Below are 22,685 nucleotides of genomic sequence, written 5' to 3' on the forward strand. Positions count from 1 at the left end.
AACGCCTCCCAGGACGTCTCCAGCAGCAGACGCTGCTGCGGGTCCATCGCCGACGCCTCACGCGGGCTGATCCCGAAGAACGCCGGGTCGAACAGACCCGCGTCGTGCAGGAAACCACCCTCCGTGACGTAACTCGTCCCGGAAACACCAGAGTTGACGTCCTCCAGGGCATCCAGGTGCCAGCCACGGTCAGTCGGGAAGGACGTGACGCCGTCGCCGCCGCCGAGCACCAGCTGCCACAGGTCCTCGGGCGAGGCGACCCCACCCGGGTAGCGGCAGGCCATCCCGACGATCGCGATCGGCTCGTCATCGCGGTACGACCTGACCGTAGGCACGCTCGGGCGCGACTCCTCGGCGCGGCCGACGAGTTCGGCGGCCAGGTGACCGGCGAGCGCCTCGGGCGTCGGGTAGTCGAAGACCAGCGTCGCCGACAGGCGCAGGCCGGTGGTCGCGTTGAGGCGGTTGCGGAGGTCCACGGCCGTCAGCGAGTCGAAGCCGAGGTCCTTGAACGCCCGGACCGGGTCGATGCTGTCGGGGGCGGCATGCCCGAGGACGTACGCGACCTGCGCCTGCACCATCGCCAGCAGCGTGCTCAGCCGCTCGGACTCGGTCAGGCCGGCCAGGGCCCGGGAGAGCTCGACCGACGCACCGGTGCCGGTGCCGACCTTCCGGCGGCGCGGCGTGCGAACGAGAGCCCGCAGCAGCGGCTGGACCTCACCGCCGCCGGTCATCGCCACCGGGTCGAGGTGCATCGGGACGACCAGGGCGCGCTCCAGCGTGAGCGCACCGTCGAACAGGGCCAGGCCCTCCTGGGCGCGCAGCGGGGCGACGCCCGCGCGAGCAAGGCGGCGGACGTCGGCCTCGCTCAGGGCGGCGGACATGCCGCCGTCCTCGGCCCACAGACCCCACGCCAGCGACGTGCCCGGCAGCCCCTCGGCCCGGCGGCGGGCCGCCAGAGCGTCCAGGAACGCATTGGCCGCAGCGTAGTTGCTCTGCCCCGCCGCACCGAACACGCCCGACACGGAGGAGAACAGGACGAACGCCGACAGGTCCATTCCGGCGGTCAGCTCGTGCAGGATCACCGCCGCGTCCACCTTCGGACGCAGCACCGCCGACAGCCGCTCCGGCGTCAGCGACGACACCACGCCGTCGTCCAGCACGCCGGCCGTGTGGACCACCGCCGACAGCGAACGACCCTCCAGCAGCGCCGCGACAGCGTCGCGGTCGGACACGTCGCACGCGACGACGTCCACCTCGGCGCCCAACCCGGCCAGCTCATCACGCAGCTCGGCCGCGCCCGGCGCGCCCAGGCCGCGGCGGCTGGTCAGCACCAGACTCCGCACACCGTGAGTGACGACCAGGTGCCGGGCCACCAGCGAACCGAGACCACCCGTACCACCCGTGACGAGAACCGTACCCTCGCCCAGCGACACGCTGCTCTCCGAGGAAGCGGCAACGCGCACCAGACGCGGCGCGAACGCCACACCCCCACGCACCGCCACCTGCGGCTCACCGGACTCGACAACACCCGACGGCAGCTCGGCGTCCGCCTCCAGGTCCACCAGCGCCAGCCGGTCCGGGTTCTCCGACTGCGCCGAGCGCACCAGACCCCAGACCACCGACTCCGCCAGACCCGCAACACCCGACACCGCATCCACAGCGACAGCGCCACGCGTCACCACGACCAGCTTCGAAGCGGCGAACCGCTCCTCCGCCAGCCACTCCTGCACCAGCTCCAGCGCACGGACCGCAGCCGCGTGCACCTCCTCGGCACCGGAACCATCCGCAGAACCGAACTCCACCGCCACCAGCGACGGCACGACCTCCACCGCATCCAGCTCCGCGAGGTCACCCACCACGAGGACCTCATCGGCAGCCTCACCGAACGCAACCTGCGCCCAGTCGACACCGAACAGCGAGTCACCCGACCCACCCGCGGCCACCAGCTGCCCGGCGACCACCGGCCGCAGCACCAGCGACTCCACCGAACCGACCGGACGGCCCTCCGCGTCCGCCAGCGTCAACGACACCGCGTCCGCACCCGCCGACACCAACCGCACCCGCAACGCACCCGCGCCCGAAGCGACCAGCGACACACCCGACCACGCGAACGGCAACCGGCCCGCTCCCGCGTCCTCCACCAGGCCACCGAGCCCGACCGCGTGCAACGCCGCGTCCAGCAGCGCCGGGTGCAGCCCGAAACCGGCCGCCTCCCGCGCCACCGCCTCCGGCAGCGCCACCTCGGCGAACACCTCACCGTCACGACGCCACGCCGACCGCAGACCCTGGAACACCGGGCCGTAACCGAACCCGACGCCCTCCATCGCCCCGTAGAACCCGTCCAGCTCCACCGCCTCGGCACCCGCCGGCGGCCACTCCACCAGACCCGCACCCTCAGCAGCCGACGAGTTCTCCGCCAGCACACCCGAGACATGACGGACCCACTCCGACGAGCCCTCGGCCCGACCGTGCACAGCCACCGAACGACGCCCGGACGCGTCCACCGCGCCCACCGTCACCTGGACCTGCACACCACCCGACCCCGGAAGCACCAACGGCGCCTCCAGCGTCAACTCCTCCACCAGCGAGCAACCCACCTGGTCACCCGCACGCACCGCCAACTCCACGAACGCCGTGCCAGGAACGATCACCGAACCCAGCACCGCATGATCGGCCAGCCACGGGTGCGACTCCACCGACAGACGCCCCGTGAACAGGAAGCCCTCCGCGTCGGCCAGCGACACGCCGGCCCCCAGCAGCGGGTGGTCGGCCGCACCCAGGCCCAGCGAGGCGACCTCGCCCAGCCAGCCCGAGGCCACAGTCGGCCAGTAGCGCTCACGCTGGAACGCGTACGTCGGCAGCTCGACCGGGGGAAGCGCCACCCCTGTCGTCCAGGCCACCGGGACGCCGTGGACGTGCAGGATCGCCAGGCACTCCGCGACGCCGGCCCGCTCGTCCCGGCCGTTCCGGAGCGCCGGAACGAACACGCCCTGCTCGACGCACTCCTGGCCCATGGCCGAGAGCACGCCGTCGGGGCCCAGCTCGAGGTACGTGGTGACGCCCTGGGCCTCCAGAGTGCGCATGCCGTCGGCGAAGCGAACCGCCTGGCGCACGTGCCGGACCCAGTACTCGGGCGAGCACAGCTCCTCCGCCGTGGCGACCGCACCGGTCACGTTGGAGACCACGGCGATCTGCGGCGCCGCGTAGGTCAGACCCTCCGCCACCCGGCGGAAGTCGTCCAGCATGCCGTCCATCAGCGGCGAGTGGAACGCGTGCGAAACGCTCAGCCGCTTGGTCTTCTCGAACTGCCCGGCGATCGCCAGCACTTCGGACTCGTCCCCGGAAATCACCACCGAGGACGGCCCGTTGACGGCCGCGATGCTCACCTGGGCGGTCAGCAGCGGCAGGATCTCGGCCTCGGTGGCCTTGACCGCCACCATCGCGCCGCCCTCCGGCAGCGCCTGCATCAGCCGGCCACGCGCCGCGACCAGTGCCACCGCGTCGTCCAGCGACAGCACGCCCGCGACGTGCGCGGCCGCCAGCTCGCCCACCGAGTGGCCCACCAGGAAGTCCGGACGGACCCCCCAGCTCTCCACCAGGCGGAACAGCGCGGTCTCCACCGCGAACAGCGCGACCTGGGTGAACTCCGTACGGGCGAGAACGTCAGCGTCCTCCCCGAACACCGCCTCCTTCAGCGGCAGTTCCACCCGCGAGCACACCGCGTCGAAGGCCTCCGCGAACACCGGATAGGCCTCGTACAGCTCACGCCCCATCCCCGGACGCTGGCTCCCCTGCCCCGTGAACAGGAACGCCGTCCGTCCGTCGCCGGCCACGCCCCGCACCACGCCCGCCAGCGGGCGGTCCGCCGCTAGGGCGTCCAGCGCCGCGAGCAGTGCGTCGCGGTCGCCGTGGCCGGTCACCGCGGCGCGGTGCTCGTGGTGGCTGCGGGTGGTGGCGAGGGCGAAAGCCGTTGCGTCCAGCGGGAGTTCGGGGTGCTCCGCCAGGTGGGCGCGGAGGCGTCCGGCCTGGGCGGCGAGGGCGTCCGCGCTCCGGCCCGACAGCAGCAGCGGGAGCGGGGCGGCGGTGCCCGGGGTCCCGGCGGGCGCCTGTGCCGGCTCGGCGGTCGGCGCGGGCGCCTGCTCCAGGATGACGTGGGCGTTGGTGCCGCTCATACCGAAGGAGGAGATGCCGGCCCGGCGCGGTTCGCCGGTCTCGGGCCAGTCGCGCGACTCCGTCAGCAGCTCGACGGCGCCGGCCGACCAGTCCACGTGCGGGGACGGCTGGTCGACGTGGAGGGTCTGCGGCAGCACGCCGTGCTGCATGGCGAGCACCATCTTGATGACGCCCGCGACGCCGGCGGCGGCCTGGGTGTGCCCGATGTTGGACTTCACCGAGCCGAGCCACAGCGGCCGGTCGGCGGCGGCGCGGCCGCGGCCGTAGGTGGCGAGCAGGGCCTGGGCCTCGATCGGGTCACCCAGCGAGGTGCCGGTGCCGTGCGCCTCGACGGCGTCGACCTGGGCGGGGGTGAGCCGGGCGCCGGCCAGGGCCTGGCGGATGACGCGCTGCTGGGCGGGGCCGTTGGGGGCGGTGAGGCCGTTGCTGGCGCCGTCCTGGTTGATCGCCGAGCCGCGCACGACGGCGAGCACCGGGTGGCCGTTGCGGCGGGCGTCGGAGAGCCGCTCGACGAGCAGCATCGCGACGCCCTCGGACCAGTTGGTCCCGTCGGCGGCGGCCGCGAAGGGCTTGCAGCGGCCGTCCTCGGCGAGGCCGCGCTGGCGGCTGAACTCCAGGAAGGCGCCGGGCGTCGACATGATGGCGACGCCGCCGGCCAGGGCGAGCGTGCACTCGCCGTTGCGCAGCGACTGGACGGCCAGGTGGAGGGCGACCAGGGAGGAGGAGCAGGCGGTGTCGACGGTGACGGCCGGGCCCTCCAGGCCCAGGGTGTAGGAGATGCGGCCGGAGACCACGCTGGCCGCGTTGCCGGTGCCGAGGTGGCCCTCGAAGCCCTCCTGGGAGATCAGCAGCAGGTTGGTGTAGTCCTGCATGTTGGTGCCGGCGAAGACGCCGACCCGGGTGCCGCGCAGGGCGGCGGGGTCGAGGCCGGCCCGCTCGATGGTCTCCCAGGAGGTCTCCAGCAGCAGGCGCTGCTGCGGGTCCATGGCGAGGGCCTCGCGCGGCGAGATGCCGAAGAACGCCGGGTCGAACTCGGCGGCGCCCTGGATGAAGCCGCCCTCGCGGACGTAGCTGGTGCCCTGCCGGTCGGGGTCCGGGTCGTACAGCGCGTCCAGGTCCCAGCCGCGGTCGGCCGGGAACGGCGTGATCGCGTCGCGGCCGTCCCGCAGCAGGTGCCAGAGCGTCTCGGGCGAGTCGACGCCGCCGGGGAACCGGCAGCCCATCGCGACGATGGCGATCGGCTCGGTGGAGGCCGACTCGGCCTCGCGCAGCCGCTCCCGGGTGTCCGCCAGGTCGGCGGTGACCTTCTTGAGGTAGCCCAGCAGCTTCTCTTCAGCGACCATCGCTGGCCAACTCCTTCTGGTGATCCGGCAGTCCGGTGGTGCTCTGTCGAATGCCGGTCACGACATCCCCAACTCGTTGTCGATGAACGCGAAGACCTCGTCCGCGGTCGCCTCGTCCAGCTTCTGCGCGGTGGTGGCGGCGGTCGGCGCGTCGCGCCGGTCGCTCCAGCGGGCCAGGACGGCCTGCAGGCGGGCGACCACCTCCTCGCCGGTGTCCTCGTCGGGCAGCGGCTGCGCGAGCGCGGCCTCCAGCCGGGCGAGGGTGTCCAGCAGCGGTTCGTCTCCGGACCGCGGGTCGGCGAGCAGCTGCGGGTGCAGGTGCTCGGCCAGGGCCGTGGGCGTCGGGTAGTCGAAGACCACGGTGGCGGGCAGCCGCAGGCCGGTGAGGCCGTTCAGGCGGTTGCGCAGTTCGACCGCGGTCAGCGAGTCGAAGCCCAGCTCCCGGAAGGCCCGGGCCGTCCCGACGCCGTCGGTGCCGGTGTGGCCGAGCACCGCCGCCGCCTCGGTCCGTACCGCGTCGACCAGCAGGCGCCTGCGCTCGGCTTCCGGGGCCTCGGTGAGTCGCTCCACCAGGACCGGCCGCCCGGAGGCGCCGGTGCGCGGGCCGCTCTGCGGCCCGTCGTCGGCGAGGGCCGCGGCGACCTCGGGCAGGTCGGCGATCAGCGGGCGGGCCCGGCCGGCGGTGAACGCCGGGGCGAAGCGCGCCCAGTCCACGTCCGCGACGGTCACCGCGGTCTCGCCGAGGCCGAGTGCCCGGTCGAGTGCCGCGACGGCCAACTCCGGTGCCATCGCCGGGAGTCCGCGGCGGGCGAGGTGCCCCTCGGCCTCGCCCTCGGCCATCCCGCCGCCGGCCCACGGGCCCCAGGAGACGGCCGTGGCGGCCAGGCCGCGCGAGCGGCGCTGCTCGGCCAGGGCGTCCAGGAAGGCGTTGGCGGCCGCATACGAGCCCTGGGTTCCGCTGCCCCAGATGCCCGCGATGGACGAGAACAGCACGAACGCGTCCAGCGGGGTGTCGCCGAGCAGCTCGTCCAGGTGGACGGCGCCGCCGACCTTGGCCGCCAGCACCTCGGCCAGCTGGTCCGCGGTGATCTCGGCCAGCGGTACGGCCAGGTCCAGGCCGGCCGCGTGGACCACGGCGTCGACGGGGTGCTCGGCGAGCAGCCCGGCGACGGCCGCGCGGTCGGCCACGTCGCAGGCCGCGAGGGTGACCCGGGCGCCGAGCCCGGTCAGCTCGGCGGCCAGCTCGGCGGCCCCGGCGGCCTGCGCGCCGCGCCGGCTGGTGAGCACCAGGTGCTCGGCGCCGGCCCGCGCCAGCCAGCGGGCGACCTGCCCGCCGAGGGCGCCGGTGCCGCCGGTGATCAGCACGGTGCCGCGCGGCGTCCACGGGGCCGGCGCCTCGGCCGCCCCGAGCGGACGGCTGTGCACCAGCCGGCGGACCAGCGCGCCGGAGGACCGCAGGGCGATCTGGTCCTCCCCGTCGGCGCCGGCGAGGACCGCCGCCAGGTGCTGCCGCGCCCGGTCGTCGAGCGTCTCGGGCAGGTCCAGCAGACCGCCCCAGCGCTGCGGCTGCTCCAGCCCGACGACCCGGCCGAGGCCCCAGACCTGGGCCTGGACGGCGTTACGCAGCCGGTCCGTCGGAGCGGTGGAGACCGCGCCGCTGGTGATCAGCCAGAGCGGTGCGCCGATTCCGGCGTCGCCCAGCGCCTGCACCAGGGCCAGGGTGCCGGACAGGCCGGCGGACAGGCCCGGGTGCTCGGCGTTCGAGCGCCCGGTCAGCGCGAGCAGGGAGAGCACGCCCGCGATGGGGGCCTCCGTGCCGCCGGCGGCCTCGCGCAGCTCGCCGGCCAGGGCCGTGCGGTCCGCGGTCGCCGGGTCGACGGTGATCCGCTCGACCCGGGCGCCGTGCCCGGCCAGCAGGTCCGCCAGGTCGCCGGCCGGCTGCTCGCCGGCCCGGTCGGCGGGCTCGACGACCAGCCAGCGGCCGTCCAGGGACGGGGTGTCGTCCTGGTCGCCGGGCAGGGCGCGCCAGCTGACGCGGTAGCGCCAGCGGTCCAGCGTCGACTCGTCGGCGTTGCGGCGCCGCCAGGACGACAGGGCGGGCAGGACCGCGCTCAGCGGCTCGTCCCCGCGGACGTCCAGGGCGCCGGTCAGCGCGGCCAGGTCGCCGCGTTCCACGGCGGCCCAGAAGTCCGCCTCGGCCGGGTCGTGCTCGGTGCCGCCGGCGGGGGCCGCCGGGGCGGTCTTCGGCCAGTACCGCTCACGCTGGAAGGCGTAGGTCGGCAGGTCCACCCGGCGGGCGCCGGAGCCGGCGAACAGGGCCTCCCAGTCGACCGCCGCGCCACGGGTGTGGGCCACGGCCAGGGCGGCGGCGAGCGCGTCCTGCTCGGGCCGGTCGCCGCGCAGGGCGGCGGCGAAGGCGGTGTCCGGTCCGTCGACGCAGTCCTGACCCATGGCCGAGAGCACGCCGTCGGGGCCGAGTTCGACGAAGGTGGTCACGCCCTGGGCCTCCAGGGTGCGCATCCCGTCGAGGAAGCGGACGGCCTGGCGGACGTGGCGCACCCAGTACTCGGGCGAGCACAGCTCCTCGGCCGTGGCCATGTCCCCGGTGACGTTGGAGACGACCGGGATGCGCGGGGCGCTGTACGTCAGCCCCTCGGCGACGGCCCGGAACTCCTCCAACATCCCGTCCATCAGCGGCGAGTGGAACGCGTGCGAGACGCTCAGCCGCTTGGTCTTCTCGAACTTCCCGGCGATCGCGAGGACTTCGGACTCCTCGCCCGAAACCACCACGGAGGCAGGCCCGTTGATCGCCGCGATGCTCACCTGGGCGGTCAGCAGCGGCAGCACCTCCTCCTCCGAGGCCTTGACCGCCACCATCGCACCGCCCTCCGGCAGCGCCTGCATCAGCCGGCCACGCGCCGCCACCAGGGCGACGGCGTCGTCCAGCGAGAGGACACCCGCGACGTGCGCGGCCGCGATCTCGCCGATCGAGTGGCCGACCAGGAAGTCCGGACGGACCCCCCAGCTCTCGAAGAGCCGGAACAGCGCCACCTCGACCGCGAACAGCGCCACCTGGGTGAACTCCGTCCGGGCGAGAACCGCGGCGTCGTCGCCGAACACGGCGTCACGCAGCGGGAGTTCGACCCGCGCGCAGACCGCGTCGAAGGCGTCCGCGAACACCGGATAGGCCTCGTACAGCTCACGCCCCATCCCCGGACGCTGGCTGCCCTGCCCGGTGAAGAGGAACGCCGACTTCCCGCCGGCCTCGCCCCGGGTGAGGCCCGGCAGGGAGCCGCCCTCGGCGAGTTCTCCGAGCCCGCGCAGCACCGCCGCGCGGTCCGCGCCGCTGAGCACCGCGCGGTACTCGTGGGCGGCGCGCCCGGTCGCCAGCGAGTACGCGGCGTCGAGCAGCGTGACCTCCGGGTGGCCGGCCAGGTGGGACTGCAGGCGGCCGGCCTGCCGGCGCAGGGCCGACTCGGACCGGGCGGACAGCACCACCGGCAGGACCGGCGGCTCGACGGCGGCCCGGTCCTCCCCGGCTTCGGCCACCGGCTGGATGCCTTCCAGGATGACGTGGGCGTTGGTGCCGCTGAACCCGAAGGAGGAGACGCCCGCGCGGCGCGGGGCGCCGGTCTGCGGCCAGTCCCGCGACTCCGTCAGCAGCTCGACGGCGCCCGCCGACCAGTCGACGTGCGGGGTGGGCTCGTCGACGTGCAGGGTGCGCGGCAGCACGCCCTCCCGGATCGCCATCACCATCTTGATCACACCGCCGACACCGGCTGCCGCCTGAGTGTGGCCGATGTTGGACTTCAGCGAGCCGAGCCACAGCGGGTCCCCGCCGCGCTCCTGCCCATAGGTGGCGAGCAGGGCCTGGGCCTCGATCGGGTCGCCGAGCACCGTGCCGGTGCCGTGCGCCTCGACCGCGTCGACCTCGCCGGCCGACAGCCCGGCACTGGCCAGCGCCGCGCGGATCACCCGCTGCTGCGCGGGGCCGTTCGGGGCGGTCAGGCCGTTGCTGGCACCGTCCTGGTTGATCGCGCTGCCGCGCACCACGGCGAGCACGGGGTGCCCGAGGCGCTCGGCGTCCGACAGCCGCTCCAGCAGCAGCACACCGGCGCCCTCGCCCCAGCCCGTACCGTCCGCGGCGCCCGCGAAGGACTTGCAGCGGCCGTCGGCGGCGAGGCCGCGCTGGCGGCTGAACTCCAGGAAGGCCCCCGGCAGCGACATCACGGTGACACCGCCGGCCAGGGCCAGCGCGCACTCGCCGCTGCGCAGCGCCTGCACGGCGAGGTGCAGGGCGACCAGCGAGGAGGAGCACGCGGTGTCCACCGTCACCGCCGGGCCCTCGAGCCCGAAGGTGTACGCCAGCCGGCCCGAGACCACGGCGGCCGCGTTGCCGGTGCCGAGGAAGCCGTCGGCCTCCTGCGGCGCGCCGAGCAGCAGGGTCGCGTAGTCCTGGCCGTTGGAGCCGACGAACACGCCGGCCTGGCTGCCCTTCAGCGTGGCCGGGTCGATGCCGGCCCGCTCGAAGGCCTCCCAGGAGGTCTCCAGCAGCAGGCGCTGCTGCGGGTCCATCGCCACCGCCTCGCGCGGCGAGATGCCGAAGAACGCCGGGTCGAAGCGGTCGGCGTCGTGGACGAAGCCGCCGTGGCGGGCGTAGGAGGTGCCCGGGTGCTCCGGGTCCGGGTGGTACAGGGCGTCCAGGTCCCAGCCGCGGTCGGTCGGCATCTCGCCGACCGCGTCGGTGCCGGAGAGCACCAGCTGCCACAGCTCCTCGGGGGTGCGGACACCGCCCGGGTAGCGGCAGGCCATCGCGACGATCGCGATCGGGTCGTCCTGCGTCCCGGCGCCGTCGCCGGCGGCCGGACGGACGGCGGGCAGGGCCGACTGCGGCTCGGCGCCGACGAGTTCGGTCCGCAGGTGCTCGGCCAGGGCGAGCGGCGTCGGGTGGTCGAAGACCAGGGTCGCGGGCAGCCGCAGGCCGCTGGTCTCGGTGAGCCGGTTGCGCAGCTCGACCGCGGTCAGCGAGTCGAAGCCCAGCTCCTTGAACGCCCGGTCCTCCTCGACCCGGGTGGCCGAGGCGTGGCCGAGGACGGCGGCGGCCTCGGTCCGCACCAGGTCCAGCAGGTACTGGCGGCGCTCACCCTCGGCGAGGCCGAGCAGGTGGGTGCGCAGGGTGCCCGCGGCGTCGGTGGCGGCCGGGCGGGAGCCGGCGGCCAGCGCCTCGCCCGCCTCGGCGATCCGGTCGAGCAGCGGGCGCGGACGGGTGGCGGCGAAGGCCGGCGCGAAGCGCGCCCAGTCGACGTCGGCCACGGTGAGCGCCGGCTCGTCCGAGCCGACCGCACCGGCCAGCGCGGCGATCGCCAGGTCGGGCGCGATCGGCGCCAGGCCGCGGCGGCGCAGCTGCTCGCCCGCCTCGCCGTCGGCCATGCCGCCGTCGGCCCAGGGGCCCCAGGCGACGGCCGTGGCGGCCAGGCCGCGGGCACGCCGCTGCTCGGCCAGGGCGTCCAGGTAGGCGTTGCCCGCCGCGTAGGCGCACTGGCCCGCGCTGCCCCAGGTGCCGGCGATCGAGGAGAACAGGACGAAGGCGTCCAGTTCGGTGTCGCCGAGCAGCTCGTCCAGGTGCGCCGCACCGGCCACCTTGGCGGCCACGACCGCGGAGAACTCCGCGAGGCCGGTGGCGGCCAGCGGGGTGGTCTGGCCGACGCCCGCGGTGTGCACGACCGCGTCGACGGGGTGCTCGGCGAGCAGTACCTCGACGGCCGCACGGTCGGCGACGTCGCAGGCGGCGACCGTCACCCGGGCGCCGAGGCCCTCCAGCTCCGCGCGCAGTTCGGCCGCACCCGGGGCGTCCGGGCCGCGACGGCTGGTCAGCACCAGGTGCTCGGCGCCGTGCTCGGCCAGCCAGCAGGCGACCCGGGCGCCCAGGGCGCCGGTGCCGCCGGTGACCAGGACGGTGCCACGCGGGTTCCAGCCCGCGCCCTCGGCGCGCTCGGCCCGGACGAGCCGGCGCACGAACACGCCCGAGGCGCGCACCGCCAGCTGGTCCTCGTCGGCCGGAGCGGCCAGGACGGCGGCCAGCCGGCCCTGCGCCCGCTCGTCCAGCACCTCGGGCAGGTCGAGCAGACCGCCCCAGAGCGCGGGGTGCTCCAGCGCCGCCACCCGGCCGAGGCCCCAGACCTGGGCCTGCGCCGCGTCGCGCAGCCGGTCGGCGCGGCCGACCGAGACCGCGCCCGAGGTGGCCAGCCACAGCGGGGCGGTGAGCTCGGCGTCGGCGAGCGCCTGGATCAGGACCAGCGCCGACTCCGCGCTCGGCGCGAGCGCCAGCACACCGGCAGGGGCGGACGGCAGCTGCGCCACCAGGGCGGCCGCCTCCTCCCGCGACCGGGTGCCCGGCTCCAGCCGGTGCACCGCGGCGCCGTGGGCGGTCAGCGCCCGCTCGGCCGCCTCGACCAGCTCGGGGGCGGCGTCGCCGGACACCAGCACCCAGGTGCCGGAGAGCGTCGCGGCTCCCGTCGCGGCGGCCGTCGGCTGCCAGGTGACGCGGTAGCGCCAGCCGTCCACCGTGCGGTCGTCGCGGTTGCGGCGGCGCCAGGAGGACAGCAGCGGCAACAGGGGCAGCAGGTCGTCCTGCGGCCCGGTGCCGTCGACCGCGAGCGTCGCGGCCAGCGCCGCCACGTCCTCGCGCTCCACGGCGGACCAGAACTCGCTCTCGGCTCCGGAGAGTTCGGCGCGCTCGGTGCCCGCCTGCGGGGCCGCCGGGAGCGGCTCCGGCCAGTAGGCGTCCGGCTGGAAGGCGTACGTCGGCAGGGCGACCCGATGGGCGCCGGTGCCGGCGAAGACCGCCTCCCAGTCGGGCCGGACACCGCCCGTGTGCGCGGCGGCCAGGGCGGTGGCGACGGTCCGCGCCTCCGGGCGGCCGGCGCGCAGCGCGGTGGCGAACCGGGCCCGGGTGGACTCGCCCAGGCACTCCTGGGCCATCGCGGTGAGGACGCCGTCAGGGCCCAGCTCCAGGTACGTGGTGACGCCCTGAGCCTCCAGGGTGCGCATCCCGTCGAGGAAGCGGACGGCCTCGCGGACGTGGCGCACCCAGTACTCGGGCGAGCACAGCTCCTCGGCGGTGGCCAGTTCACCGGTGACGTTGGAGACCACGGCGATCTGCGGCGCCGAGTAGGTCAGGCCCTCGGCGACGGCACGGAACTCCGCCAGCATGCCGTCCATCAGCGGGGAGTGGAAGGCGTGCGAGACGCTCAGCCGCTTGGTCTTCTCGAACTGCCCGGCGATCGCCAGCACTTCGGCCTCGTCCCCGGAAATCACCACCGAGGACGGCCCGTTGATCGCCGCGATGCTCACCTGAGCGGTCAGCAGCGGAAGGACGTCCGCCTCGGCGGCCTTGACCGCCACCATCGCGCCACCCTCCGGCAGCGCCTGCATCAGGCGGCCACGGGCCGATACCAGCGTGATGGCGTCGTCCAGCGAGAGGACACCCGCGACGTGCGCGGCCGCCAGCTCACCGATCGAGTGACCGGCCAGGACGTCCGGACGGACACCCCAGCTCTCGTACAGCCGGAACAGCGCCACCTCGACGGCGAACAGCGCCGGCTGGGTGAACTCCGTCCGGGCGAGAACCGCAGCGTCCTCGCCGAACACCGCCTCCCTCAGCGGGAGTTCGACCCGAGCGCAGACCGCGTCGAAGGCCTCGGCGAACACCGGGTACGCCTCGTACAGCTCCCGTCCCATACCAGGCCGCTGGCTGCCCTGCCCCGTGAAGAGCACGGCGGACCTGCCGCCCCGGGCGCGGCCGCGCACCAGGTTGGGCGCGGTACGGCCCTCGGCCAGCGCCGCCAGCCCGTCGCGCAGTTCGGCGGCGTCGGCGCCGACCAGCACGGCCCGGTGCTCGTGGGCGGCCCGGGTGGTCGCCAGCGCGTAGCCGACGGACGCGGCGGTGTCGCCGTGGTCGGCGAGGTGCCGCTGGAGACGGGCGGCCTGGTCACGCAGGCTCTGCTCACTGCGGGCCGACAGCGGCCACAGCAGCGTCCGCGGCTCGGCGCCGGCCGGGGTGGCCGGCTGGGTCGCGGGCGCCGCCGGCTCGGCCGGAGCCTGCTCCAGGACGGTGTGGGCGTTGGTGCCGCTGACGCCGAAGGAGGAGACGGCCGCACGGCGCGGACGCCCGGTCTCCGGCCAGGGCCGGGCTTCGGTCAGCAGCTCGATCGCTCCGGCCGACCAGTCGACCTCGGGGGACGGCTCGTCCACGTGGAGGGTCTTGGGCAGCACCCCGTGCCGCATCGCCATGACCATCTTGATCACGCCGCCGACACCGGCCGCCGCCTGGGCGTGGCCGATGTTGGACTTCAACGACCCCAGCCACAGCGGCTGGTCGTCGTCGCGGCCCCGGCCGTAGGTGGCCAGCAGGGCCTGGGCCTCGATCGGGTCGCCGAGCACCGTGCCGGTGCCGTGCGCCTCGACGGCGTCCACCTCGTCGGCGGTCAGCCGGGCGGCCGCCAGAGCCTGGCGGATGACGCGCTGCTGGGCCGGGCCGTTGGGGGCGGTGAGCCCGTTGCTGGCACCGTCCTGGTTGATCGCGCTGCCGCGCACCACCGCGAGCACCGGGTGCCCGTTGCGGCGGGCGTCGGACAGCCGCTCCAGCAGGAGCAGGCCCGCGCCCTCCGCCCAGCCGGTGCCGTCGGCGCAGGCCGCGAAGGGCTTGCAGCGGCCGTCGGGCGCGAGGCCCTGCTGACGGCTGAACTCGACGAACAGGCCGGGGGTGGCCATCACGGTGGCGCCGCCGGCCAGGGCCAGCGAGCACTCGCCGTTGCGCAGCGCCTGGGCGGCCAGGTGCAGGGCCACCAGCGAGGACGAGCACGCGGTGTCGACGGTCACCGCCGGGCCCTCAAGGCCGAAGGTGTAGGCGACGCGCCCGGACACCACGCTGGTCGAGGCACCGGTGAGCAGGTGACCCTCCAGCGCGGAGCCGGCCAGGATGTTGGTGTAGCCCTGGTAGGCCGCCCCGACGAACACGCCGGTCGAACTGCCACGCAGCGCGCCCGGATCGATCCCGGCCCGCTCGAACGCCTCCCACGAGGCCTCCAGCAGCAGCCGCTGCTGCGGGTCCATGGCGAGCGCCTCGCGCGGCGAGATCCCGAAGAAGCCCGCGTCGAACTCGCCCGCGCCGAGCAGGAACCCGCCCTCGCGGACGTAGCTGGTGCCGCTCTTGGTCCGGTCCTGGTCGTACAGGGCCTCGGTGTCCCAACCGCGGTCGGCCGGGAAGGGGCTGATGGCGTCGCCGCCCTCCGCGACCAGCTGCCACAGCTGCTCCGGGCTGCGCACCCCACCGGGGAAGCGGCAGCTCATCGCCACGATGACGACCGGGTCGTCGTCGGCGGCGGCGGCCGGGACGGGCAGCGGCGCCTGCACCGCGGGCTCCTCGCCCGCGAGTTCGGCCCGCAGGTACTCGGCCAGCGCCGCCGGGCTCGGGTGGTCGAAGACCAGGGTGGCCGGCAGCCGCAGGCCGGTGACCGCGTTGAGACGGTTGCGCAGCTCGACCGCGGTCAGCGAGTCGAAGCCGAGCTCCTTGAACGCCCGGTCCGCGTCCACCTGTTCGGCGGTGGCGTGCCCGAGCGCGGTGGCCGCGTGGCCGCGGACCAGGTCGGTCAGCAGGCGCAGCTGCTCGGCGGTGACGAGCCCGGACAGCTTGCGGGCCAGGCCGGACTTGGCCTCGCCGGCGCCGACGGCGGCCGCGGTACGGCGGCTCTTCGGCCGGACCAGCGCGCGCAGCAGCGGCGGCACGGTGCCCGCGCCGACCTGCTGGCGGATGGTGGCGAGGTCGAGCCTGGCAGGCATCAGCTGGGCCTCGTCGGTACCCAGCGCCGCGTCGAACAGGGCGAGGCCGTCCTCGGAGGACAGCGCCCGCATGCCCGAGCGCGACATGCGCGTCACGTCGGCCTCGTCCAGGTGGCCGGTCATGCCGCTGCGCTCGGCCCAGAACCCCCAGGTCAGGGCGTGGGCGGGCAGGCCCAGCGCGCGGCGGTGGTGGGCCAGCGCGTCGAGCAGCACGTTGGCCGCCGCGTAGTTGCCCTGCCCGGCGCCGCCGAAGGTGCCGGCGGCGGCGGAGAAGAGCACGAAGGCGGCGAGGTCGCTGCCGGCGGTGAGCTCGTGCAGGTTGAGCGCGCCGTCCACCTTGGGCCGGAGCACCTCCGTGACGCGCTCGGGGGTGAGCGCCGACACCACGCCGTCGTCCAGGACGCCGGCGGTGTGCACCACCGCGGTCAGCGGGTGCGCCGCCGGAACGGCGTCCAGCACCGCGGCCAGCGCGGCCCGGTCGGCGACGTCACAGGACGCCAGGGTGACCTCGGCGCCCGACTCGCCCAGCTCGCGGGCGAGTTCACGCCCGGCCTCGGACTCGGCGGCCCGACGGCCGGTGAGCACCAGGTGCCGGATGCCGTACCGGGTCACCAGGTGGCGGGCCAGCAGCCCGCCGAGGGTGCCGGTGCCTCCGGTGATCAGGACGGTGCCGTCCCGGTCCGGGAGCGGCGGCATGGTCAGCACCAGCTTGCCCGTGTGCCGGGCCTGGCTGAGGAAGCGGAACGCCTCCGGCGCCTGCCGGACGTCCCAGGTCGCGATCGGCAGCAGCCGCAGCTCACCGCGCTCGAACAGGGCGACGATCTCCCGCAGCATCTCGCGGATCCGGTCCCGACCGGCCTCGACCAGGTCGAACGCCTGGTAGCGCACGCCCTCGTGGTCGGCCGCGACCACCTGCGGGTCCCGCTTGTCGGTCTTGCCCATCTCCAGGAAGCGCCCGCCGCGCGGCAGCAACCGCAGCGAGGCGTCGACGAACTCGCCCGACAGGGAGTCCAGCACGACGTCCATGCCGGCGCCGTCGGTGGCCGCCAGGAACGCGCCCTCGAAGTCGAGGGTGCGGGAGTTGGCGATGTGCGCGTCGTCCAGACCCGAGGCCCGCAGGGTCTCCCACTTGCCCGGGCTCGCGGTACCGAACACCTCGGCACCCAGGTGCCGGGCCAGCTGCACGGCGGCCATCCCGACACCACCGGCGGCGGCGTGCACCAGCACCCGCTCACCCGCCCGCAGACCGCCCACGTCCACCAGGCCGTAGTAGGCGGTCAGGAACACCACCGGCACGGAGGCGGCCTGAACGAAGGTCCAGCCCTCCGGGATCCGGGCCAGCAGGCGGTGGTCGACCACCGAGTACGGCGCGAACGAGCCGGAGAACAGACCCATCACCCGGTCGCCCGGGGCCAGGTCCGTCACCTCGGCGCCGACCTCCAGGACGACACCCGCGCCCTCGTTCCCCATGACCTGCTGGTCGGGGACCATGCCCAGGGCGAGCACGACGTCGCGGAAGTTGAGGCCGGAGGCGCGCAGCGCGACCCGCACCTCCCGGACGCCGAGCGGGCGGAACTCCTCCGGGCAGGGCGCCAGGACGAGGTTCTCCAGGGTCCCCTCGGCCGTGACGTCCAGCCGCCAGGCCGGGTGCCCCACCGGGGGAACGAGCCGACCCGCGGAGCCCGGACGGGCCAGCCGGGGCGCGCGGACCGCGCCGGCCCGCACGGCCAGCTGCGGCTCGTCGGTGGCGAGCGCGGCGAGCACGGCCTCGGCGGCGCCGTCCGCGTCCGCCGCCTCGGCATCGAGGCCGAGGTCGAGGTCGAGGTCGAGCAGGATGAAGCGGCCCGGGTTCTCCGACTGCGCGGAGCGGATCAGGCCCCACACCGGGGCGTGTGCCAGGTCGGTGACGTCCTCGCCGGTGGCGGTGGCGACGGCACCACTGGTGACGAACACCAGCCGGGACTCGGCGAACCGGTCCTCGGCCAGCCAGGCCTGGGCGGCGGCCAGCGCCCCCAGCACGGCCGCGTGCGCGGCCTCGGCGGCCGGGAACGCGCCCGACCCGTCACCGGTCACACCGGCGGCCCGGCCGAGCGGCAGGAACACCAGCTCGGGGACGTCCTGCACCCCGGCCAGCTCCGGCAGACCGGCGAAGATCCGCGCGGACCCGGCCAGGTCGCGCAGGACGGACGGCAGCCCGGCCGCGTCCGAAGCGACCAGCGCACGGCTCACGGCGGCGCCGTCGACCGGCTCCGACCCGAGCAGCGCCCAGTCCAGGCGGAACAGCGCGTCACGTGGGGCACCCTGACCGGCGGCCACGCCGTCGGCGGAGACCTCGCGCAGCACCAGCGAGTCGATCGCCACGACCGGCGCACCGGTCTCGTCGACGGCCAGCAGCGTCACCGCGTCCGGCCCGGCGGCCGCGAGGCGCACCCGCACCCGGGCGGCACCGACGGCCGACAGACCGACACCCGACCAGGAGAACGGCAGACGCGCCCGGCCGGTGTCCGCGAGCAGCTCGCCCAGCCCCACCGTGTGCAGCGCCGCGTCGAGCAGCGCCGGGTGCAGGCCGTACCGGCCGGCCTCCGACCGGACCTCGTGCGGCAGTTCGACCTCGGCGAGGACCTCGTCCCCGAGCCGCCAGGCGGCCCGCAGCCCCTGGAAGGCCGGGCCGTAGCCGTAGCCGGCGGCGGCCAGCCGCTCGTAGAAGCCCTCGACCGGCAGCTCGACGGCACCCTCCGGCGGCCAGACGGTCTCGATCCCGGCCGGGGTCTGCGCCTGGTCACCGGCGGCGACCAGACCGGTCGCGTGCCGCAGCCACGGCTCGTCGGCGGCGGCGTCCTGCGGACGGGAGTGCACCGACACCGGGCGGGCGCCCGAACCGTCGGCGGCACCCACCCACACCTGGACGGCCACCGAGCCGCGCTCCGGCAGCACCAGCGGCGCCTCCAGCGTCAGGTCCTCGATCCGGTCGCAGTCGACCTCGTCGCCCGCGCGGAACACCAGCTCGACGAACGCCGTCCCGGGCAGGATCACTGCGCCGCTGACGGCGTGGTCGGCCAGCCACGGGTGGCTCTGCACCGACAGCCGGCCGGTCAGCACCAGGCCCTCGCCCTCGGCGAGCGCCACGGCCGCACCGAGCAGCGGGTGGTCGGCGGACTCCAGGCCCATCGCGGTCGCGTCGCCGATCCAGGAGCCGGACGGCTTCGGCCAGAAACGCTGCCGCTGGAAGGCGTAGGTGGGCAGGTCGATGCGGTGGGCCGTGGGGAACTGGGCGGCCCAGTCGACGCTGGCGCCGTTGGCCCAGGCCTCGGCGAGGGCGGTCAGGAAACGCTCCCGGCCGCCATGGTCACGGCGCAGGGTGCCCTGGACAGTGGCCTCGGCACCGGCGGCGTCGACGGACTCCTGGATGCCGACGGTCAGCACCGGGTGGGCGCTCACCTCGACGAACTGCGAGTGACCCGACGCGAGGAGGGACCCCACCGTGTTGGCGAACTCGACCGTCTGGCGGAGGTTGCGGTACCAGTAACCGGCGTCCAGCGCGGCCGAGTCGATCAGTTCACCGGTGACGGTGGAGTGGAACGGGATCTCCGGAACGCGCGGGGCGACCGGGGCCAGCAGCTCCGCGAGACGGGCCTCGATGCGCTCGACGTGCGCCGAGTGCGAGGCGTAGTCCACCGCGATCCGACGCGCCCGGATCTCCTGCGCGGCGCAGTGCTCCATCAGCTCGTCCAGGGCACCGGCATCGCCGGAAACCACCACCGAGCTGGGGCCGTTGACGGCCGCGATCGAGATTCCATCCCGGCCGGACAGCAGCTCGCGGACACTCTCCACGGGCAGCGGGACGGACACCATGCCGCCCAGACCGGACAGTTCGATGATCGCCTGGCTGCGCAGCGCCACCACCAGCGCCGCGTCCTCCAGCGACAGCGCACCGGAGACGGCAGCGGCGGCGATCTCGCCCTGCGAGTGCCCCACCACCGCCGACGGCTCCACGCCGTACGAACGCCACAGCTCGGCGAGCGAGACCATCACGGCGAACAGCACCGGCTGGACCACGTCCACCCGCTCCATCCACCCGCCGTCCTCACCCGAGACGACGTCCAGCAGGTCCCAGTCGACGTGCGGCGCAAGAGCGCTCGCGCACTCCTCCATCCGGGAACGGAACACCGGCTCATCCGCCAGCAGTTCCCGGGCCATGCCCAGCCACTGCGAACCCTGACCCGGGAACACGAACACCGGCCCACCGGCCGTCCGAGCCGTGCCCTGGACCAGCTGAGCCACCTGCTCACCGTCGGCGAGCGCGGCGAGACCGGCGAACAGGTCCGCCTCCTCCGCGCCGACGACCACCGCGCGGTGCTCGAACACCGAACGGGCGGTCGCCAGCGCGCCGGCGACCGCGGCCGGGTCGAGGGACTCCCCGGCGGCCGCGCTCTGCGTGAGGTGCGACGCCAGGCGGCGGGCCTGGTCGCGCAGCGCGGCCTCGGTGTGCCCGGAGAGCACCCAGGGCAGCGGGCCCGCGGTCCCGTCGGCGATCTCCCGGACGACCGGGGAGGCCGCGGGCGCCTGCTCGATGATGGTGTGGGCGTTGGTGCCGCTCATGCCGAAGGAGGAGACGGCCGCGCGACGCGGACGGCCGCGCTCCGGCCAGTCCCGGGCCTCGGTCAGCAGCTCGACCGCGCCCGAGGCCCAGTCGACGTGCGGGGTGGGCTCGTCCACGTGCAGGGTCTTGGGCAGCACCCCGTTGCGGATCGCCATGACCATCTTGATCACACCGCCGACGCCGGAGGCGGCCTGGGTGTGGCCGATGTTCGACTTCAACGAGCCGAGCCAGAGCGGCTCTTCGGTGTGCTCCTGGCCGTAGGTGGCGAGCAGCGCCTGGGCCTCGATCGGGTCGCCGAGGGTGGTGCCGGTGCCGTGCGCCTCGACGGCGTCGACCTCGGCGGCGGTCAGCCCGGCGTCGGCCAGGGCCTGCCGGATGACGCGCTGCTGGGCCGGGCCGTTGGGCGCGGTGAGGCCGTTGCTGGCACCGTCCTGGTTGATCGCGCTGCCACGGATCACCGCGAGCACCTGGTGCCCGTTGCGCTCGGCGTCAGAGAGGCGCTCCAGCAGGAGCATGCCCGCGCCCTCGCCCCAGCCGGTGCCGTCGGCTGCGGCGGCGAACGCCTTGCAGCGGCCGTCCGAGGCCAGCGCCCGCTGGCGGCTGAACTCCACGAAGGTGCCCGGGGTGGACATCACGACCACACCACCGGCCAGCGCCATCGAGCACTCACCGCTGCGCAGCGACTGCACGGCGAGGTGCAGGGCGACCAGCGAGGAGGAGCACGCGGTGTCCACCGTCACCGCCGGGCCCTCGAGCCCGAAGGTGTAGGCGAGACGCCCGGAGACCACGCTGGCCGCGTTGCTGGTGGCCAGGTAGCCGTCGGTGCCCTGCGGGCTGGCCATCAGCAGGCTCGCGTAGTCCTGGCTGTTGGTGCCGGCGAAGACGCCGGTCCGGCTGCCCCGCGCGGACGCCGGGTCGATGCCCGCCCGCTCGAAGGCCTCCCAGGTGGTCTCCAGCAGCAGGCGCTGCTGCGGGTCCATGGCGAGGGCCTCGCGCGGGTTGATGCCGAAGAAGCCGGGGTCGAACTCGCCGACGCCGTCGAGGAATCCACCCTGGTCGGCGTAGGAGGTGCCGGGGTTCGCCGGGTCCGGGTCGTACAGGGCGTCGAGGTCCCAGCCGCGGTCGGCCGGCATGCCGCCGACGGCGTCGCGGCCCTCGGCGACCAGCCGCCACAGGTCCTCGGGGCTGGTGACGCCGCCCGGGTAGCGGCAGGCCATCGCGACGATCGCGATCGGCTCGTCGTCCACGGCCGTCGTACGCACCGGAACGTCGTCCACCGTGCTCACGGTGCCCAGGAGTTCGGCACCGATGTGGGATGCGAGCGCGGCGGCGGTCGGGTGGTCGAACACCAGGGTCGCGGGCAGCCGCAGACCCGTGGCGGCGTTCAGACGGTTGCGCAGCTCGACGGCGGTCAGCGAGTCGAAGCCCAGCTCCTTGAACGCCCGACCCGCCTCGACCGCACCGGCGGAGGCGTGCCCCAGGACGGCGGCGGCCTCTGTGCGGACCAACTCGACCAGCAGGCGGTCGCGTTCGGCCTGCGACCGGCCGGACAGCCGGTCCCGCAGCTCGTTCGCCGGGCCGCCCGGGGTGGCCCCACCGGCCTCGGTCTCGGCCAGCGCCGGGACCACGTCCGGGAGTTCGGCGATCAGCGGGCGCGGGCGGGCGGCGGTGAAGGCCGGGGCGAACCGCGACCAGTCCACGTCCGCGACGGTCACCGTCGCGTCGTTGCCCTCCACGGCCTGCGCCAGAGCGGCGACCGCCGGAGCCGGAGCCATCGGCAGCAGACCACGCCGACGCAGGTGGGCCTCGTTGTCGCCCTGGGCGGCCATACCGCCCTCGGCCCACGGACCCCAGGAAACCGCCGTGGCAGCCAGGCCACGGGCGCGGCGCTGCTCGGCGAGCGCGTCCAGGTAGGCGTTGGCGGCGGCGTAGGCGGACTGCCCACCACTGCCCCAGACACCCGCGATGGAGGAGAAGAGGACGAAGGCGTCCAGCTCGGTGTCCCCGAGCAGCTCGTCCAGGTACGCCGCACCGTCCACCTTCGCGGCCAGGACCTCGGCGAACTCCTCCACCGTGGTCGTGCCCAGCGGGGTCGCGCGGTCCACACCGGCGGCGTGGACGACGGCGGTGAAGGCGTGCTCGGCGAGCAGCGCCTCGACGGCCGCACGGTCGGCGACATCACACGCGGCGATCGTCACCTCGGCGCCAAGGCTCCGCAGTTCCTCGCGCAGCTCCACCGCGCCCGGGGCGTCCAGGCCCCGACGGCTGGTGAGCACCACGTGCTCCGCACCACCACCCGCCAGCCAACGGGCGACGCGGGCGCCCAGGGCGCCGGTGCCGCCGGTGACCAGGACGGTGCCGCGCGGGCTCCAGCCCGTGCCTTCGGCACGCTCGGCCCGGACGAGTCGGCGTACGAACACGCCGTTCGCGCGCACGGCGACCTGGTCCTCGTCGCCGAGGCCGGCGAGCACGGCGGCCAGCCGGACCTGGGCCCGCTCGTCCAGCACCTCCGGCAGGTCGACCAGACCGCCCCAGCCCTGCGGGTACTCCAGGCCGACCACCCGACCGAGGCCCCAGACCTGCGCCTGGGACGCGTCGCGCATCCGGTCGGCGCGGCCGATGGTGACCGCACCCCCGGTCAGCAGCCAGAGCGGGGCCTCGACGCCCGCGTCGGCGAGCGCCTGAACCGTGACCAGCGTCGACAGCACGGTGTCCGCCATGACGACGGC

At 75.3% G+C, this 22,685-nt stretch carries 1 protein-coding gene and 1 pseudogene; both read right to left on the reverse strand.

The features are described from left to right. A pseudogene (locus tag ACZ5OX_RS38760) lies at window positions 1-5,471 on the reverse strand (type I polyketide synthase); the annotation flags it as partial. 102 nt (window positions 5,472-5,573) lie between these two features. After that, a complete protein-coding gene (locus tag ACZ5OX_RS38765) occupies window positions 5,574-22,664 on the reverse strand; it encodes a type I polyketide synthase (RefSeq protein WP_465636865.1) in 17,091 nt (5,696 codons plus the stop codon). Between the last annotated feature and the right edge of the window lie 21 nt (window positions 22,665-22,685).

The sequence above is a fragment of the Kitasatospora sp. NPDC032121 genome (assembly GCF_055580145.1).